Here is an 18,016-nt window from a genome sequence, read left to right on the forward strand (position 1 = left end):
TGTAGCTACTGAGATAGAGGCAGAACTTTGGGGTATTGAACTACCATCTTCTCATGAAGAGGACTGTTTATTTGTCTTTTTTCTTCTTTTAATAATAATAACTGTAAACAGAAACAAAGGGAGTACAATCTGAAAAATAGGGAACCAAGTATTAATTACAATTTTTCGACCGATTACCATGTGATGAGTAAAGTTAGGGGACAAAGAAGAAAGCCCATAAATAAGTGCTGCAAGGGGGAAAATCCACTTTTTAAATCCGACTCCAGTTATTTTTTCAAGTCCTATCACGGCGCCATTAAAAAATAAGGACATTTTGATGATCAATCCAAGAAAAAGAAGCAAGGTGAAAAGGGCATCCATTCGTTCGAACACATCCGCCAATTCAATCAACTGAACGGCTTCCAACAGAGGAAGTGTACTATCTACGGCGATCTTAGGTCCGAGAACAAAAATATTCAATTGATTGATAAATATCAGAGAAAGGGCGGTAATACTATAGGCAAAGATCACAGTTTTTGTGAGATTCCGGTCTTTATGTACAAGCGGATAAAATACAAGAAATAATACAATCTGTCCGAATGGAAAGGAGATAAGCTCAGGAATAGCGGCTTTAAAAATGGGTTTCCATCCTTCCTCTAGAATCGGAAGAGAATTTTCAAAGTGAAAGAGACCGGTTGCCGGAATTAGTATAGTAATTATAGTATATCCAAGTACAAAAAAAGGGAAAAGGAATAAGGAAAATAGGAACAATACTTTGTATCCGTAACGAATCGTATTGGATACAACCATGATTGTGATCAACATGATGAGCCACAAGGGGGTTTGGCGTAGCAAAGCCAGGACTGTCACCTCGCCTAAATCGCGTAAGCTCCGAGAAGCTTCATATGTGAAGTACATCACAAAAAGCAGGTTAATCGTTGTACCCACATATTTTCCTATGTAACGGCGAAACAACATGAACAAATCTAATTCAGGGTCTTGATGATGGATAGCAAGATGGAGCATTAACAGAAGTAGTCCTGCTAAGGCGCCTATCAACATGACTAACCAAGCATCTTGCTTTGCTTCAGCTCCCATTAAAAACAAAGTTGTACTTCCAACTTCAAACAAAGACATACAAATGATCAGCTCTGATACTCGGATTGAATTTTGACGCATTGCTTCAATTCACCTCTGCCTGTTTATTCCATTCATTTCAATAGCTCGTTAAAAGACTCTCCAAATAATCCTGGACGTGCAAGTTTCATTTTTACATTTATTTTTATATCCATGTTTGCTAACTCCTTAGGCCACGTTTCCTTTATTTTTTTCCAGTCTTTTGGGTTCTTCTGATGAATTTTATTCCCAATACCAATAAGGTCGATATTATTTTGCTGTAAGGCTTTCCAGCCTTCCCGGATTTGCAACTCGATAATTTCTGCTGCTTGCTTCTGCAATTGGTCTATACTTTGCATATTTTTCATTTCTCTTTGCGAAGAGGCTGACAAAAGATCTCCGGTAGTTTTAACGTCAACGTTTAGGTAAAAATGATTTAAGTTCTTTATTGGCGTAATCTTAACCTTGGCCTTCCGGATGAGGAAAGCAGCCGTAGCATTCCCATCCACATAGTTTATAGTGGTGTTTTTAATCTGGTTGTTTAACCATGAAACCCCTATACTTTCCTTTTCATTTAGGTGTCCGACTCTCTTGTCTTTCCGGAAAATGCTTAGGCCCGACAACTTAAGTTTACTTTTAGCGGATGTTTCCTTGAACACATCAACAGAATCTAGTTTCTCCGGCTCGGAGCCCTCAAGAGATATTTCTGGAACTCCGGCTGCACCACTATCGGAGCTAATTTTCGAAATAAATTCATACATAGATACGGATGGATAAATCGATCCATATCTTCTGTTTTTTTCTATAATATTTTCTAAAGCTTGACCGGGAATTTTCTCTGGTGGTACAAGCTTTTTTAAATAATCACGAGCCTCTCCGTTGGCAATAAATACTTTTACAGTTTCCCGTGAATCAAGGTTACGGAGGTAAATATCAATAATTTCTTCAATGCCTTGTTCTGCTGCTTTTTTTCCAATAACGATTACATTATTTTGAGCAAAATACAATTTACGTGGGTATTCCAGACTACTCTTCGTAACGGTCTCTCTTAGTGTTTTTCCATGTGTAGAAAAAGTATGTACAGCGCTTTGCGATGCCCCCGTGGAAGAACCACCTGAGCCAGTCGTCATAGCTGATGGAATGATGATTTGATAAGTATTGATCCAGTCGCCTTGATGTCCATCAATTCCAGTTGCTGTTGTGATGCCTAATTCATTCAATTCTGTTCGATCCACGCACCCTGTAAGTAATAATCCTGCAATACACAGAACGTAACTAACTCTAAATTGGCTCACCATTGATCTCTCCTATTTTTCGGTATCAGACTTGTCATCATTTCTAATTTCATCTGAAATGGCAGGGTATTGGTGAGTTGCCTGTCTGGTTTTGTTGGAAGCTGATTTTCCATTTGGTCTTGTTTTCATAGCCCACCACGGTACTCTAATGACAAGATCCTTCATATTGGACTTAAAGGAGGGGCTGTAGGGCATAAAATAATCAACTCCAAATGATTTGAGTGATACAAGATGAACTAAAAGGGGGATAAGCGCTATCAGAATACCGAATAAGCCCAGAGCCCCCGCTATTAGCATAAGAGCAAACCGCAACAATCGGACTGCTGAAGCCAAGGTGACATATGGGATCACAAAGTTCGATATAGCTGTGAAGGCAACAACGATTACCATTGCACCTGAGACCAGTCCGGCTTGCACCGCTGCCTGCCCGATAACTAGAGCTCCTACGATGGAAACGGCTGGCCCGATGACCCTAGGCATTCGCACACCGGCTTCACGAATTACTTCAAACATCAATTCCATCATTAATGCTTCCAATAATGCGGGAAAAGGAGTTCCTTCCCGTTGAGCCATCAGTGTAATTAACAGCGTGGTAGGGATCATTTCCTGTTGAAAAGTCGTCAGGGCTATAAATAGAGAAGGGAGCAACAAAGTGATTAAAAAAGATACCACACGAAGAGCCCTTAAAAAAGATGAAATGTCATATCTCTGGTAGTAGTCTTCAGCCGTCTGAAAGAAATTAAAGAAGGTTACAGGTGCAATCAGAGCAAATGGCGTCCCATCAATCAGAACAGCTACTTGTCCGTCTAAAAGGCTTCCTGCGACTGTATCCGGACGCTCTGAGTTCAGCATGGTGGGAAAGAGACTAAGTGGTTCATCCTGTATGAATTCTTCTATGTAGCCACTTTCAAGTATACTGTCTGTATCAATGGATTGAAGCCGTTTAGTAATTTCATGCACGACTTCTGGATTAGCGACACCTTCAATGTAAGCTAATATAACTTTAGTTTGTGTATATCGCCCAATAATATGACTTTCAAACTTAAGGTCAGGTGTCCGCAATTTTCTTCTAATCAGTGTGATGTTGGTTGAGACATCCTCCGTAAATCCTTCTTTAGGACCCCGAACTACGGTTTGAGTACTGGGTTCCTGAATAGCTCGTCTTACTCCGCCGGCGATGGAAACTGTCAGGGCATATGTACTTCCATCGATAGCAATGACAGCATTACCGGAGAGGATGGATTGATAAATTTCATTTTGCGAGTGTATCATTTGAATATTTCCTGACGGGATTGTTCTCTTTATTAGCGAAACTGCGGTATTTTCTTCAAGCTTAAAAGAAGCTGCGAAGACCGGCTCTGTAATTAAGCCCTCCATTAAATCGGAAAGCAAGTTTTGGTCAATCAGCCCCTCGATATAACAAACGGCGAGATGTCCAGCATGGACAGAACTTTCGGAAAAATCACGAATGATAAAATCAGAGCTTTGTCCGAGTTTTAATTTAAGTATTGATAGAGTATGTGCTAATGATGGATTTATGGGTTCTGAAGAGGCCTGCTGTTTAGATTTTTCGATATCCTGTGTGTACCTTTTTCCAGGTTTCAGAACATTTCTAATCCAACGTGTCAACACAAGTGAACCCCCTCTTTATTGATAAAGCATATCTTTGCCCTGCACCCCAAAAATATACGCTATTTTTATGAATTGGATATTTAGTGAAAGACATTTGGAAGCCTCATAATTATCCGAATTTCGCAAATCAACCAGCATAGGGTCTAGAAGAGTTTGACGTATAGAATATTTGAGTCCCGGATTGAGGAGACTACCTCTTATAGGTTTGAAATTTTTTAGAAAGTGGTGATCAGGTTTGAGTTTCTCGGATGATCAGCTTATCTGTCTCCGATTTGAGGACGAACTAGGGTATTTTGCTAAGGCTGCTGCTCCTCCTATTTATGAGACTGCTCCATTTTTCTTTGATACTTACGAAGATTATGCTGAAGCGGCTAATAATGAAAAGGAGCATTATGTCTATTCGAGGGGAACCAATCCTACCGTTCAGATTGCAGAGCAAATGATTGCTGCGCTGGAAGGTGGGGCGGATTGCAAGTGCTTTGCTTGCGGAATGGCTGCTATCAGTGCCTCTCTAATGTGTAGCTTATCCGCAGGGGACCATCTGATTCTGGTCGGACACATATATGAAACCTCCGTCAGCCTAGCCCAATATTTAAAGAGGTTCCATATAGACTATACAATCGTACATTCGACTTCTACGGAAGCAGTTGCTGATGCCATCAAATCGCAGACCCGTGCTATTCTTATGGAGTCTCCTACCTCATTCACATTCGATATGGTAAATATTCAGGAGGTAACTTCGCTTTCCAAAGCAAAGGGTATACGTACAATCATAGATAATTCATGGGCTACACCCCTTTTCCAAAAACCATTGGAATGGGGCGTAGATATCGTTGTTCACTCCGCATCCAAGTACTTGGGTGGTCATAATGATTTAATTGCAGGGGCAGTGATCGCTTCTAAAGAGATAATAAACCGTATGTATGCTGAAGAGTATGAGTTGATTGGCGGCTCGTTAGCTCCTTTTGAAGCCTGGCTACTCATTCGGGGTCTAAGAACACTCCCGCTCCGTATGGAAGCCCATCAAAGGAATGCTCTGTTGGTTGCTCGTTTTCTATCAGATCATCCGTCCATTTCCAAAGTGAATCATCCCGGACTTCCTTCTCATCCACAACATAAGCTGGTATGTAGACAGCTCAAAGGGTATGCTGGATTATTCAGTTTTGAACTAAAGGATTCGACTTATGAGGATATATGTAGAGTGATCAATAAACTGCGACTGATCCGGATCGGTGTATCTTGGGGGTCTATGGAGAGCCAGGTGATCTCACCAAACTACGGCTTCAATAAGCAGAGTCTAAAAAAACAACACATGCCTGAATCGCTTATCCGCCTGGCTGTAGGGCATGAGCCTGCTGAACTTTTGATACAGGATTTGGCTACAGCTTTAAGCTAAGCGAACATTTCAGTATTTTATCTAAAAAAGCGAAAGCAGCTCACGATAAGTGATGAACCGAATAACCATACGGAAGAATTTACGATGTAAATTCATGTTTGGTGGCGATAGCGGAGGGGTTCCACACGTACCCATCCCAAACAAGCCCTCCAGCGCCGATGGTACTTGGACCGCAGGGTCCTGGGAGAGTAGGACGTCGCCAAGCAAATAAAAGTATGACCTCTACATAAAAAAACGCGATTATCGCGGTTTTTTTGTTTCCAAAAAGATGTGCTTGTCAAAAATGAAGTATGAATCCCATAAGTAAAGACAAGTAAGACAAGAGTAAACCAGTTTTGTTTTTGAAAAAAACATGTTAAACTTTTCTCATAAAAATAAATGTACTTTCTGAGGTGAGTTGAAGTGTTGGAACGTTCTATGGAGAATACAAGGGAATTACACAAAGGAAAGGGAGTGATTTAAAAAAGAAAAGGAGATTATAAATGAGCACTTATCAAACAGTTATTAGTGATGGATTTGAGCTGAAATATGCTATAACAGGTAACGGAAGGCCGATATTGGTGATCGGCAGTAGTGTATATTATCCTCGCTTATTTTCAGACCATTTATATAAAAAGTTTCAGTTTATTTTTCTGGATCATAGAGGGTTTGCAAAACCGACTCGAGCTTTAAAACCAGAAGACTATACTTTGGATAAAGTTATTAATGATATAGAAACAGCAAGACAATGCCTTCATCTAAACGAATTTATCATATTAGGACATTCCGGGCATGCCTTTATGGCTTTGGAATATGCTAAACAATACCCGGACTATGTTCAAAAAGTGGTGCTTTTAAATTCAGCACCTACGAACAGCCAGGAAAGACAGCGGCAAAGCGCTTCATTCTTTTATGAAACGGCCAGTCCAGAAAGAAAGGAACGTTTTGAAAAGGACATTGTTTTATTAGAGGAAGATATCAAAAGAGACCCTGATAGAAGGTTTGTTCACATGTGTATACGAATGGGAGCCCAAAGCTTTTATGATTATGCCTATGATGCGGCTTACACGTGGAATGATGTGTACACGAACATGCCTATCATTGATTATTTATGGGGGGAAGCTTTCGGTAACATGAATTTGATACAATCCCTGGCGGATATCCATAAACCCGTATTTATTGGTTTGGGAAGGTATGATTATTGGGTTGCACCTGTTTCATTATGGGATAGGGTCGATGACACCTACGAGAACGTGAAAAAGGTGATTTTTGAACATAGTGGGCATAACCCGATGTTTGAAGAACCACATTATTTTGATCAAACATTAGCCAAATGGATTAATGAAGATCACTAGGATTTTAAACGGTCGATTCCTATTTAATAAGGAGTCGACTTTTTTGATGTTAACAAAGATCATAACTGAGCTTAGGAAGGGCGTATAACATGGAGTTGACGAAACTTGTAATCACGTTTAATAAGGTCATTAGCAATTGACTTCATGCTGCGCCCAAACAGAGCTTATATCGAGTGTTTTCTTCGGATGTCACTGCCATGTTCGGTGAGTTTGTTTGACAGAGAATAAAATTAGTAATACTGTGAATTCTAAATGACACTCCGTCTGTCATTTCCATGACTTAAATTTAATAAGTAAGTTTAAAGAAAGAGGGATAAGATTGTTTTCAAAACGGCAAAAAGAAATACTCTTATACTTAATTAGTTCTAATCATCCTGTTACTGCTGCATGGATTTCTAAAGAATTAAATGTTAGTGATCGAACCATACGTAATGATTTGAAATATATACAAATTAAGTCTGCTCCAATGGGTCTAAATTTAGAATTGATTAGGGGAAAAGGATACGACATAAAAATTACCGATAAAGATTTGTTTAATCAAAATTTCAATGACTTAACTAATGATAAACTCAGTCATTCTACAATTGACTTTTCTGAACAAGATAACCGAGTTATTTATTTGTTGAGCCGTTTCTTGTTAGAAAATAGCTATATAAAATTAGTGACTATTGAAGAAGAAATGTTTGTATCTAAATCTACAATACAAAACGATTTAAAAGAAGTGCGAAAAATACTGGAAAAGTACAACCTGAATTTAGTAAATCGCCCCCACTACGGCTTGTATATAGAGGGTGATGAATTTATGAAACGAACATGTTTATCAAATTATTTATACAAAAGAGAAGAAAACTTCAATCAATCTCATGAGGACTTTCCTTTATTTGATAAAAAGGAATACAAGAAAATTAAAGAAGTAATAATCGAAAAAGTAAACAAATACAAAATTGAAATATCAGATATTTCTTTAGAAAACCTTGCTATTCATTTAATTATTGCTTGTAAGAGAATCGAAGAGGGATTTTTAATTGATAATCCGTCGGTATATTTACAAAAAGACTACCCTTTCGAAGAAATAGTGGCCCATGAAATTGTCAAAGAAATAGAAGACATTACAGGATTGCTATTTCCTGATTCGGAGATCAATTATGTTATTACCCATTTGGTAGGTACTAAATTGCTTCCAAAAGAAAGTTTGTCAGAGTACAGTAAGTTGGATGAAGTCGGATCCATTGTGAGTTGTATTCTGAATAAATTACAGAAAGAATTAAATTGGGATTTCAATCATGACGTTGAATTCATTCAAGCACTCACACTTCACATTAGGCCTGCAATGAACAGACTTAGGTACAAAATGAACATTAGAAACCCTTTATTAAATGAAATTAAAGTAAATTATCCAGCGGCATTTGAAGGAGCTCTTATAGCCAGCAAGTGTATTAACAATTTTTTGAATTTAGAAGTTGGAGAACATGAGGTGGCTTTTATAGCTTTACACATTGGAGTTGCTTTAGAAAGAATGAAAAATAAAAACAACAAGATAAAAAAAGTGATTATTGTATGTGCTTCAGGTGTCGGAAGCGCAAAATTACTGTATTATCGATTAATTAATTTATTTGAAAATAAGTTACAAATTGTAAATACAATCAGTTATTATAAATTAGCAGAAGCCGATTTATCCTCTATAGATTTTATAATCAGTACAGTTCCGATCAAAGAGGATATAGGGATACCCGTCTATGTAGTAAATACCTTTTTAGATGATAAGGATCTAAATCGAATCAGGAACCTCTTATCCTCTTCAGAACAGCAAAGAGAAGCTCATACTTATCTTGAGCCATCCCGGGTGTTTGTGAAAAAAGAATTAACAACAAAGGAAAGCGTTATTCATTTTTTAAGTAGTAAGTTGGTTAAACAAGGTCTTGTACCTGATGATTATGTATCTTTAGTATTAGAAAGGGAGGCATTGGCTCCAACAAGTTTTGGTAATCTAGTAGCCATTCCACATCCGACTCTTCCCGTTACGACAGAAACTTTCTGGACCATATGTACGTTAAAACGCCCAATTCGATGGAATGATAAGCAAATGGTACAGTTGATTTGTTTGTTAAACATTAAAGAAGGAAACAATGTCGATTTAGAAAACATGTATAAGAAACTCGGTTCGCTTATAGAGAATAAGGAGATCGTCCAACGAATTCTTGCCAAAGACTCCGTGGAAGAAATCATGCAGTTACTAAACTGAAACAACAAGGAGCCGTTTTTTACACCACAAACGTTTCCTATTGTTTTTGGAAAAAGGTTCGGTTAAAAAGAAAGCGATTTAATTGTAAACTTAAGTTGTTCAGTAAATGAAGGAATTTAAGGGGGAAAAGATTATGAATACAATTATGTTAGTATGTGCAGCAGGAATGAGTACAAGTTTATTAGTAACGAAAATGCAAAAAACAGCTGAGGAAAAAGGCATAAAAGTAGATATTTTTGCCAAATCGGCTTCTGAAATTGAATTTACTTTGAAAGAGAGAAATGTAGACGTCATATTATTAGGGCCTCAGGTGAAATATTTGAAAAAGCAATTAGAAACTAAATTGGCAGATAAAAATATTTTTATTGAAGCTATTAATATGCAACATTACGGTATGATGAACGGTGAAAAAGTGTTAGAAGATGCATTACAGTTAATAAAAAGCAAATAACAAAGGATTTGAATTAAGAATTTGTTACTAAACAATAAAAGATAAGAGGGGAGAAGTTATGGTAAAAGAAGAATACTATACGGTGGCGTTTAACATTATTAGTAACGTAGGTACAGCTAAAAGCTTAGTAATTGAGGCACTTTATGCGGCAAAAGAAGGAGAATTTCAATTAGCAGAAGGAAAGTTAGAAGAGTCAAAGCAATTTTTTAGAGAAGGACATAGAGCGCATTCTTCATTAGTAAAAAGAGAAGCAAATGGAGAGCAACTTGATTTCTCACTGATATTAATGCATGCAGAAGACCAACTCATGAGTGTAGAAACCATTTCACTGCTTGTTACAGAAATGATCGAGCTATATAAGCGTTCAAAATAGAGATTGTTCAAGCCAAATAGAAGTGGCATCGCTACAAGAAATTACATCTTCGGGAGAGGACACGATGTTATGGGTAAAATAACTGAGTTTTTAGAAGAAAAGGTAATGCCAATTGCAGGCAAAATTGCTGGTCAACGGCATTTACAAGTACTTCGCGATGCAATGGTTCTAACAATCCCATTTATTATTATCGGTTCCGTGTTTCTAATCTTAGCAAATCTGCCAATTCCAGCTTATATAAACTTCTTAAAAGCTCATCCAGATATCAAAGCAACCTTACTTTATCCTTACAATGGTACATTTAATCTGGTCGCATTAATTGCTACCTTTGCTGTCGGATATAGGCTAGCTGAGAGTTATAAAGTGGACCCACTTGCTTCAGGGGCTGTAGCATTATGTTCGTATTTTGTTGTCACGCCTAATACAACTTTTACGGTAGATAAAGTGGTCACAACAGCAATGAATGTTAATTACTTTTCGAGTCAAGGCTTATTCGTAGGATTGCTTATTGCAATTTTCTCGACAGAAATTTACCGTAGGGTCGTTCAAAAGAATATTGTTATCAAAATGCCAGATGGAGTTCCGCCCACTGTTGCAAAATCCTTTACAGCAATTATTCCAGGTTTTATTGTCATCGTGAGTGTATGGGTTATACGTTTACTTGTTGAAAACTTTACTCATTTTGAAAACGTTCACACTATCGTCGCAAAACTTCTACAACAACCTTTAACCAATGTTGGTACAAGCCTAGTTGGTACAATCTTTGTATTCTTATTAATCAATTTGTTATGGGCGATTGGGTTACATGGTTCTACAATTGTAGGTTCTGTCATGTTACCTATCTGGTTACAGTTGACATCAGAGAACGCAGCTGCCTACGCAGCAGGATTACCCGTCGATAATATTGTTACGGCAGAATTTAGATATCTTATCTTTATCGGTGGATCCGGTGCAACACTTGGTCTTGTGCTCGCAATGTTTTTCTTTTCTAAGAGTAAACAATTGAAGCAAATGGGACGACTAGCCATTGGACCCGGACTATTTAATATCAATGAACCGTTAATCTTCGGTATGCCAATCGTATTAAACCCAATCATTTTGATTCCGTTTCTTATAACACCAGTTATTAGCGTGTTGATAACCTATCTATCTATGTATTATGGATGGGTAGCGAGCCCCATTGGTGTGTTGCCTCCTGGGACAATGCCGATACTTATAGGCGGATATCTGATGACTGGCAGTGTCTCGGGGATCGTCTTACAGCTTATTTTGTTTGCTGTATCCTTTGTTATTTACTTCCCGTTCTTTAAGATCATGGACAATCAGAAATATAAAGAAGAACAGAAGGCGCTTGCAAGCTAAGATGAGATCATCAATTAAAGCCTGTTAGAGTTTCTTAATGCATTTCTGTTCATAAAAATAATAGTTTGTTGACATAGGATCTATGTACTAATAGGAGGGTTATCATGTTTCAAATGAAAACAAAATTTCCAGAAGATTTTTTGTGGGGTGGAGCAACGGCTGCAAATCAACTAGAAGGAGCAAGTGATGTTGGCGGCAAGGGACTTTCTCTGGCTGATGTATATACGTTTGATGAAAAGATGCCGAAAGAGCAATGGTCAGATCAGTGGCATTTAATGACTCATAAGCAAATAGAAGAAGCTCAAGATCCTGCAAGTAAAAAATATTATCCCAAAAGACATGGGATAGACTTTTATCATCATTATAAAGAAGATATCGCATTATTTGCAGAAATGGGCTTTAAAGCTTATCGCATGTCAATTGCTTGGACTCGTATTTTTCCGAATGGTGATGAGTTAGTACCCAATGAGGAAGGATTGGCGTTTTATGATCGTGTTTTTGATGAACTGAATAAGTATGGAATAGAGCCTGTTGTTTCTTTATCTCATTATGAAATGCCACTACATCTTTCAACAAAGTATGGTGGCTGGGTGAATCGTAAACTAATAGATTTCTTTGTTCGTTTTGCTTCAACTGTATTTGACAGATATAAAAACAAAGTGAAATATTGGATGACTTTTAATGAAATTAACTGTGTGACCCATCACCCATATGTAAGTTTAGGGGTTATTGAGGAAAATCACCCTAATATTGAACAAGCAAAATTTCAAGGCGCTCATCATCAATTTGTAGCAAGTGCTCTTGCAACCAAAGCATGCAAAGAGAGTAATCCTAAAGCAATGGTAGGATGCATGGTTAGTTATCAGTTACTTGTTCCTTATAGCTGTGATCCAGATGATGTTCAAGCTACAGTAGATAAACAGCGTACCTCATTGTTCTTTACAGATGTTCAGGCGAGAGGCTATTATCCTGCTTACACAGCTAAAATGCTTGCAGAAAAGAATGTAGTACTGGAAACAGAACCCGAAGATGAACAAATTATGAGAGATTATCCGGTTGATTACGTGTCCTTTAGCTACTATATGTCTAGCGCAGTCAGTGCACATCCAGAAAGAATCGAAGGAGCGGTAGGAAATCTACTTACAGGAGGAGTTAAAAATCCTTATTTGCCAACAAGTGATTGGGGATGGCAGGTTGACCCTAAAGGCCTACGAACTGCTTTAAACCAATTGTATGATCTTTATCAAAAACCATTATTTGTTGCTGAAAATGGATATGGCGCTTTAGATGTATTAGAGGAGGGCGATAAAATTGAGGATGATTATCGTATTTCTTATTTAAAAGAACATATTAAACAAGTAAAAGAAGCAATTGCAGATGGTGTAGATGTATTTGGCTACACGAGCTGGGGCTGTATCGATATGATTAGCGCCGGAACTAATCAAATGTCAAAACGCTATGGATATATTTATGTAGATCAGGACGATATGGGCAGAGGTACAAAACGTCGCATAAAGAAAAAATCATTTTATTGGTATAAAAATGTTATTGCTACGAATGGAGAACAATTAGACTAAATTTTTAAAAGGAGAATGGTTACCTATAGGCTTGTCTCATCAGGGGCAGCTTGAGGAAGCATTCTCCTCTTTTTATAAATCGATATGTCAGCGGCTTGGCAAAACGCATGCGCTTCTCACTAGCTCAAATCGTCAATCAGTTCATGTTCGTCACCAATATCCAACTTTAGCGAAATATTGTTATCATAGGTTCCAACGGTAATCTTTTAATTTCAATTAGGACAGCCAGAAAATCAAAAACATATAGAAATGATAAACAATAAACAAGATTGACGAAATATTAGAAGAAAGATACGATCTCGATTTATCTGATAAAACAAACAATGTAAATAAACTGTTGGGTAATATTACTTCATCCTGGTTGTCGTGACTTGACGGCTTAACTAGGATCTGTATAATAACCGGGAGATCATGTTACATTGATAGTCTAATTCCCGTTTTTTATGCCCTATCAGAAACAACTCTAAGACTCATAGAACTGAACAATTTAGTAAAGCAATGATACGGAGGTCGTTATGAAATACGAAATTATTTTATTTGATGTCGATGATACGCTGTTTGATTTTAAAAAGGCAGAGAGTCATGCGCTACATAATACGTTTACCCAATTTGGATTGCCACTAGGGGCCACTGAGTATAAAGCTAGTTATGATGAAATCAACAGTGCGTTGTGGCGAGAGGCAGAGGAAGGACACATTACCTCAGCGCAACTGCGTGTGGAACGGTTTAAGCGATTATTTACTATTCATGATCTAGATTTCAATCCAGACGCCTTTAGTGCAGCATATTTACGTTATTTGGGTGAAGGTGCTTTTTTGATGCACGGAGCGGTTGAATTATGTGATATGCTGTCTGATTGTCGTTTGGCGATCATTACGAATGGAATCAAAGAGGTGCAAACCTCCAGAATTCAGCTTTCACCGCTGCGTGATGTATTTGAGCAGGTAATTATTTCAGAGGAAGTGGGTTGCCAAAAGCCACAAGCTGGTATTTTCGATTATGCATTTACTAAGCTAGCCATTTCAGATAAAAGTAAGGTTCTCATGGTCGGTGATTCTTTGACCTCGGATATTCAAGGAGGGAACCAATACGGAATCGATACCTGCTGGTTCAACCCTGCTGGGAAAACAAACGCGTCTGGTATTCAACCCACTTATGAAATAAAAAGCCTGATGGAGTTATCGAATCGTGTGCTTTCAAAGCGTCTCGTACTGAATCGTACATCGGCTGAAATTAGATGAATAATGTCGAAATCAGAAGGCCGGAAATTAAGGACATCGAAAAGATAAATGAATTGTTTAGAATTGTGATTATAGACACGTTTGCTAAAGAAGGCATTGGTCATATGCTGGAAGACATAGATGAGGAAATTGAGACTAAGAGGGTATATTTGGAACGTGACTTTGAGAGTCACGGTGAACAACGATACTTCTTAATCGCTGTAGATGGGAATCATATAATAGGTTCTATTGAATATGGACCAGTAAGTGAACTAATAAGTAAATCTACCAATGCTACATTTAAAAATTTGTGCGAGGTAGGAACTGTACTTGTTCACCCTGACTACAGATAGTAGATATCGTATTGCGCAGAAAATATGGAGAAAGAAATTTGGAACTCCTGATTATTTATTAAAAGATTATTGGGGAGCAGGCTCTGATCATATGATATGGAGAATCAAAGTCAAGGATGCTATTAAATGATCAATTGCTTGGTAATCTCTTGTGTGTCTTTAATCTACAAGGACCAAAGTTATAAAACAAGGCAGGCCGGAAAATCGGCCTGCCTTGTTTTAATTTTTTTATCGTCACTGGCTGGTCCATGATTAGCAGGAGACAGCTTTAAGGCGGAAGGTAGAGCTGGCGAAATCTCCAGTGAGATCGGAGACAACAAGCCCAATTCTCATGAGGCGGTCACCTCCGAAAATTTCGCCATCAAATGCTACGCGGAAGGGGGAACCGCCATCTTCCACTAAGGTATTACCCGTATGGACTGCAGTGTTGCCCGTCGCTCCGTGTTCGATTATATACTTTTTATCTGGGTCAAGTCCTTTTAGAGTTAGTCGCCGGATGGGCCCATTCGGTTCAGCTAGTACACGGAAGTAAGCGACAAAAGCTTCGGACTGGTCCTCGCTAACGAACATCCAGGCCGTGTCGCCTCGGCCCTCAAATGGACTAAGGAGTCGATACATATCTCCTTGCTGTACAAGGGAACGAATTTCCTTATACTGGGCGATTTGTTTGGCAGCGAGCTCCTTTTCTTCATTTGTAAAGGCAGTTAGGTCAAGTTCGTAGCCAAAATTCCCGCTCATTGCCACGTCGCCGCGTATAGCGAGGGAGGTGATTCGCCCCACCTGGTGATTCGGTACATTCGATACGTGTGCGCCCATGGTACTGGCCGGATACACGATGCTTGTGCCATACTGGATAGCCAATCTTTCAATGGCATCAGTATCGTCACTGGTCCATGTCTGCGGCATATAGTAGAGCATTCCGGGATCGAATCGTCCACCGCCTCCGGAACAGCTTTCGAACAAGATGTCCGGGAACTGGGAGGTCAGACGTTCCAACAGATCGTAAAGTCCGAGCATATAACGGTGCGCAGTTTCCTTTTGTCGTTCGCTAGGAGCTGTAGCCGAAGCAATCTCCGTCATATTACGGTTCATGTCCCACTTGACATAAGTAATCGGAGCGATCGAGAATACGGAGCTAAGCGTCTCGTACAAGTAGTCGCATACTTCCTTGCGGGAAAGATCGAGCACCAGTTGGGATCGGCCTTCCGTCCGCCGCCGACCTTCCGCATGTAGGCACCAGTCGGGATGGTTGCGGTACAGTTCACTATCAGGTGATACCATTTCCGGCTCAACCCACAAGCCAAACTGTAATCCTTGTTCATTAACCCGTTTGGCCAGGTCGGCAAGGCCGCCAGGCAACTTGCGACGGTCTTCAAACCAGTCCCCAAGCGAATTGTCGTCGTTGTCGCGCTTACCAAACCAACCGTCATCTAGAACAAAGAGCTCAATTCCAAGGGGGCCTGCTTCCTTGGCAATCGCTTCGATTTTATCGGCGTCGAAGTCGAAATACGTGGCTTCCCAATTGTTCACGAGAATAGGACGCTCTTTGTCACGGTAAGTCCCCCGGCAAAGACGTGTGCGATAGAGTCGGTGATAGGTGCGTGACATGCCCCCAAGACCTTCTTCAGAAAAGACCAATATGGCTTCAGGGGTCTGGAATGACTGACCCGGCTCAAGCCGCCAGGAGAAGTCAAAAGGATTGATTCCGACACTTACACGAGTCTGGTTGAACTGCTCTACTTCTGCCTGTGCGACGAAGTTGCTGCTGTAGATTAGACTGAAACCGTACACATCCCCACGATCTTCAGTCGCATCAGGACGAAGCAGTGCCAGAAATGGATTCATTTGGTGACTGCTGGAACCCCTTCGGCTCTCGAGCCGAAGGGAGCCGGGTCCAAGATCGCGGCGTTGGATATGTCTTTCCCGAACCCAGGCTCCAGGTAAGTAGAGAGCTTGGTAGTTGGAATCGGCGAAGTCGACAGAGGCGCTCATGGCGTGTTCAATATTCATGGTAGCGCTTCCCTTTTGTTCAAAAAGAGTAGACCTCGCAATGGCACTGTGATTCGCAAATACAGTATAGAGCAGTGTAGTCTTAAGCCCAGAGTATGGATCTTCAAGGATCAAAAAGAGGGTTGTGGCTTCATCATCCGATTCGGTATAGACGGAAGGAAGTCCCTCGAGCTTTGGTTTACCCGGTTCAATACGGTAACCACTATATTTCAGCTCCGTAGTCCGAGTCCCGTCCGCAAGTGCAACCTGGTAAGCTGGTTGACGAAAGTCGCTTGTTCCATACTGGGGGTATTCCTGTGGAAGCGTGTCCAAAGAAATTGTACGGCTGGAAGAAACGGGAGTGGGAGAGAAGGAGCAACGCTCCCTAAGCTCCAATATACTTGCGAGACTTTGGTCATGATGAAGTTGAGCTCCCCAATAGACATGTGCGGGATATCCTTCTACAAGCTGGATAATATAGCTGCAATCCTTGGACTGCAAATGAAACAAACCAAGCGTCTCGTTAACATGAATGTTCATGATATTCACTCCTTAGGGGGTTATCATTATTGTTTTACGTAAGGATACTGATCAATGACAATAAGACTCTCAAGTACTGATGTTAGCCTTTTTTGCATGAGCTCTCCCGAATGACAAGCTTAGTCCCGATCACGCTGTACGCAGGTGGTTCACGCCCCTCAAACCGTTCAGAGAGCAGTTGCACGGCAGCCTTTCCCATCTGTTCAGGATAGGCACGGACAGTAGTTAGTGGAGGCTGCACGAAGGCTGCCATCTCAATGTCGTCGAAGCCGACAACAGCCATATCCTCTGGTACTTTGACTCCATGTCCATGAAGAGCGCGGAGGGCACCAATGGCGAGCGGATCGCTTGCAGCGAAGCAGGCCGTCGGTCGTTCCTGTTGGGTTAGAAGTTCGTTCATCATGAGATAACCATCCGCGGTACTCCAGGCACCTATACGGACGAATTGAGGATTGTACAACCCCTGTTCCCGCATGAATCGTTCAAAATAATGCGCTCTTCGCTCACCGTCGCTCTTACCGCCGATAAATCCGATTTGTCGGTGACCAAGCTCAAGTAGATGTCCGAGTGCCTGATCAACAGCTTGCCGGAAATGAAGTCGTACAGAATCATACTCTAGCTGTTCATGGTACTGGTCGACAAGGACAATGGTGTTCTTGTCAGGATGAAGTTTTAATACCTCTTCAGGATCAACGCCGCCCACAACAATCAGACCGTCAGCCTTCTGCAGGGTGCCAATGGATGAGCGGCCTCGCAAGGTCTGGCCCAACGTCAGTCCAAGCTCTTCACAGCGCAGTTCGATTCCACGGCGGATCGAGGCGTAATACGGATCGTCTCTTTCCTCCTCAATAGAACACCACAGCAGGAGGGAGACCGTTTTCCCGGCACGTTCCGTATTCTGCTTTAATTGCCTCAGCCGGGTAGGCTTATACCCGAGTTGCTCGGCAACCAAAAAAATTCTGCTTTTGGTGTCTGGGCTTACGGACAGTGACAGATCGTTATTTAAAACCCTTGAAACGGTTGCGGCAGACACACCCGCTTCGCGGGCAATGTCTTTAATGGTTGCCAAAAGAGCTCACACCTTTTTAGTTAATAATTTTACTAAAAATCGACTTAATCCTAACACATCTCTTTGGCACTTTCAAGATGGACGGTTG

At 40.3% G+C, this 18,016-nt stretch carries 13 protein-coding genes, 1 rRNA gene and 1 pseudogene; 10 read left to right on the forward strand and 5 right to left on the reverse strand.

Features of this window, described 5'->3' with window-relative positions; translation table 11 throughout:
• Positions 1–51 precede the first annotated feature (51 nt).
• Genes NSS66_RS20125 through NSS66_RS20135 form a run of 3 tightly spaced genes read right to left on the reverse strand, consistent with a single transcriptional unit; the run spans position 52 to position 4,022 of the window.
• Positions 52–1,158, reverse strand: a complete 1,107-nt coding sequence (locus NSS66_RS20125; protein ID WP_053325413.1) for a GerAB/ArcD/ProY family transporter — start codon at positions 1,156–1,158, stop codon at positions 52–54.
• Between the two features lie 32 nt (positions 1,159–1,190).
• Positions 1,191–2,393 (reverse strand): Ger(x)C family spore germination protein, encoded by a 1,203-nt coding sequence (locus tag NSS66_RS20130; RefSeq protein ID WP_023988555.1) that lies wholly within the window; start codon positions 2,391–2,393, stop codon positions 1,191–1,193.
• 9 nt (positions 2,394–2,402) lie between these two features.
• Positions 2,403–4,022: a spore germination protein gene (locus NSS66_RS20135; protein ID WP_071558763.1), complete on the reverse strand. Its 1,620-nt coding sequence runs from the start codon at positions 4,020–4,022 to the stop codon at positions 2,403–2,405.
• Positions 4,023–4,257: 235 nt separating this feature from the next.
• Here NSS66_RS20135 and NSS66_RS20140 point away from each other — a divergent pair, with 235 nt between their 5' ends.
• The 10 genes and pseudogenes from NSS66_RS20140 (at position 4,258) to NSS66_RS20185 (ending at position 14,460) form a co-directional block, all read left to right on the forward strand.
• Positions 4,258–5,418, forward strand: a complete 1,161-nt coding sequence (locus NSS66_RS20140) for a trans-sulfuration enzyme family protein (RefSeq protein ID WP_076265433.1) — start codon at positions 4,258–4,260, stop codon at positions 5,416–5,418.
• 97 nt (positions 5,419–5,515) lie between these two features.
• A 5S ribosomal RNA gene (rrf, locus tag NSS66_RS20145) occupies positions 5,516–5,623 on the forward strand.
• A gap of 277 nt (positions 5,624–5,900) precedes the next feature.
• The gene (locus tag NSS66_RS20150) at positions 5,901–6,752 is read left to right on the forward strand and encodes an alpha/beta fold hydrolase (RefSeq protein ID WP_340959632.1); all 852 of its coding nucleotides are present in this window, start codon (positions 5,901–5,903) and stop codon (positions 6,750–6,752) included.
• A gap of 319 nt (positions 6,753–7,071) precedes the next feature.
• Entirely contained in the window at positions 7,072–8,994 is a 1,923-nt protein-coding gene (locus NSS66_RS20155; RefSeq protein ID WP_256703700.1) for a BglG family transcription antiterminator, read from the forward strand.
• 133 nt (positions 8,995–9,127) lie between these two features.
• Positions 9,128–9,445, forward strand: a complete 318-nt coding sequence (locus NSS66_RS20160) for a PTS sugar transporter subunit IIB (RefSeq protein ID WP_023988560.1) — start codon at positions 9,128–9,130, stop codon at positions 9,443–9,445.
• Positions 9,446–9,503: 58 nt separating this feature from the next.
• Positions 9,504–9,818 carry a PTS lactose/cellobiose transporter subunit IIA gene (locus NSS66_RS20165; protein ID WP_023988561.1) on the forward strand — a complete coding sequence of 105 codons (315 nt, stop codon included), beginning with the start codon at positions 9,504–9,506 and terminating at the stop codon, positions 9,816–9,818.
• 69 nt (positions 9,819–9,887) lie between these two features.
• On the forward strand, positions 9,888–11,180 hold the full coding sequence (celB, locus tag NSS66_RS20170; RefSeq protein WP_023988562.1) for a PTS cellobiose transporter subunit IIC: 1,293 nt from the start codon (positions 9,888–9,890) through the stop codon (positions 11,178–11,180).
• Positions 11,181–11,284: 104 nt separating this feature from the next.
• Positions 11,285–12,757: a glycoside hydrolase family 1 protein gene (locus NSS66_RS20175; protein ID WP_218638986.1), complete on the forward strand. Its 1,473-nt coding sequence runs from the start codon at positions 11,285–11,287 to the stop codon at positions 12,755–12,757.
• Between the two features lie 515 nt (positions 12,758–13,272).
• A complete protein-coding gene (locus NSS66_RS20180; protein ID WP_076160492.1) occupies positions 13,273–13,998 on the forward strand; it encodes a YjjG family noncanonical pyrimidine nucleotidase in 726 nt (241 codons plus the stop codon).
• Positions 13,995–14,460, forward strand: a pseudogene (locus tag NSS66_RS20185) (GNAT family N-acetyltransferase). The gene NSS66_RS20180 and the pseudogene NSS66_RS20185 overlap by 4 nt, the downstream one beginning before the upstream one ends.
• Before the next feature lie 122 nt (positions 14,461–14,582).
• Here the strand turns inward: NSS66_RS20185 and NSS66_RS20190 are convergent.
• Positions 14,583–16,859, reverse strand: coding sequence for an alpha-galactosidase (locus NSS66_RS20190; protein WP_076160489.1), 2,277 nt, complete (start codon positions 16,857–16,859; stop codon positions 14,583–14,585).
• Between the two features lie 82 nt (positions 16,860–16,941).
• The gene (locus NSS66_RS20195) at positions 16,942–17,928 is read right to left on the reverse strand and encodes a LacI family DNA-binding transcriptional regulator (RefSeq protein ID WP_076160486.1); all 987 of its coding nucleotides are present in this window, start codon (positions 17,926–17,928) and stop codon (positions 16,942–16,944) included.
• Positions 17,929–18,016: the final 88 nt, after the last annotated feature.

It is taken from the genome of Paenibacillus sp. FSL R10-2748 (assembly GCF_038005565.1).
Taxonomy (GTDB): Bacteria; Bacillota; Bacilli; order Paenibacillales; family Paenibacillaceae; genus Paenibacillus; species Paenibacillus polymyxa_B.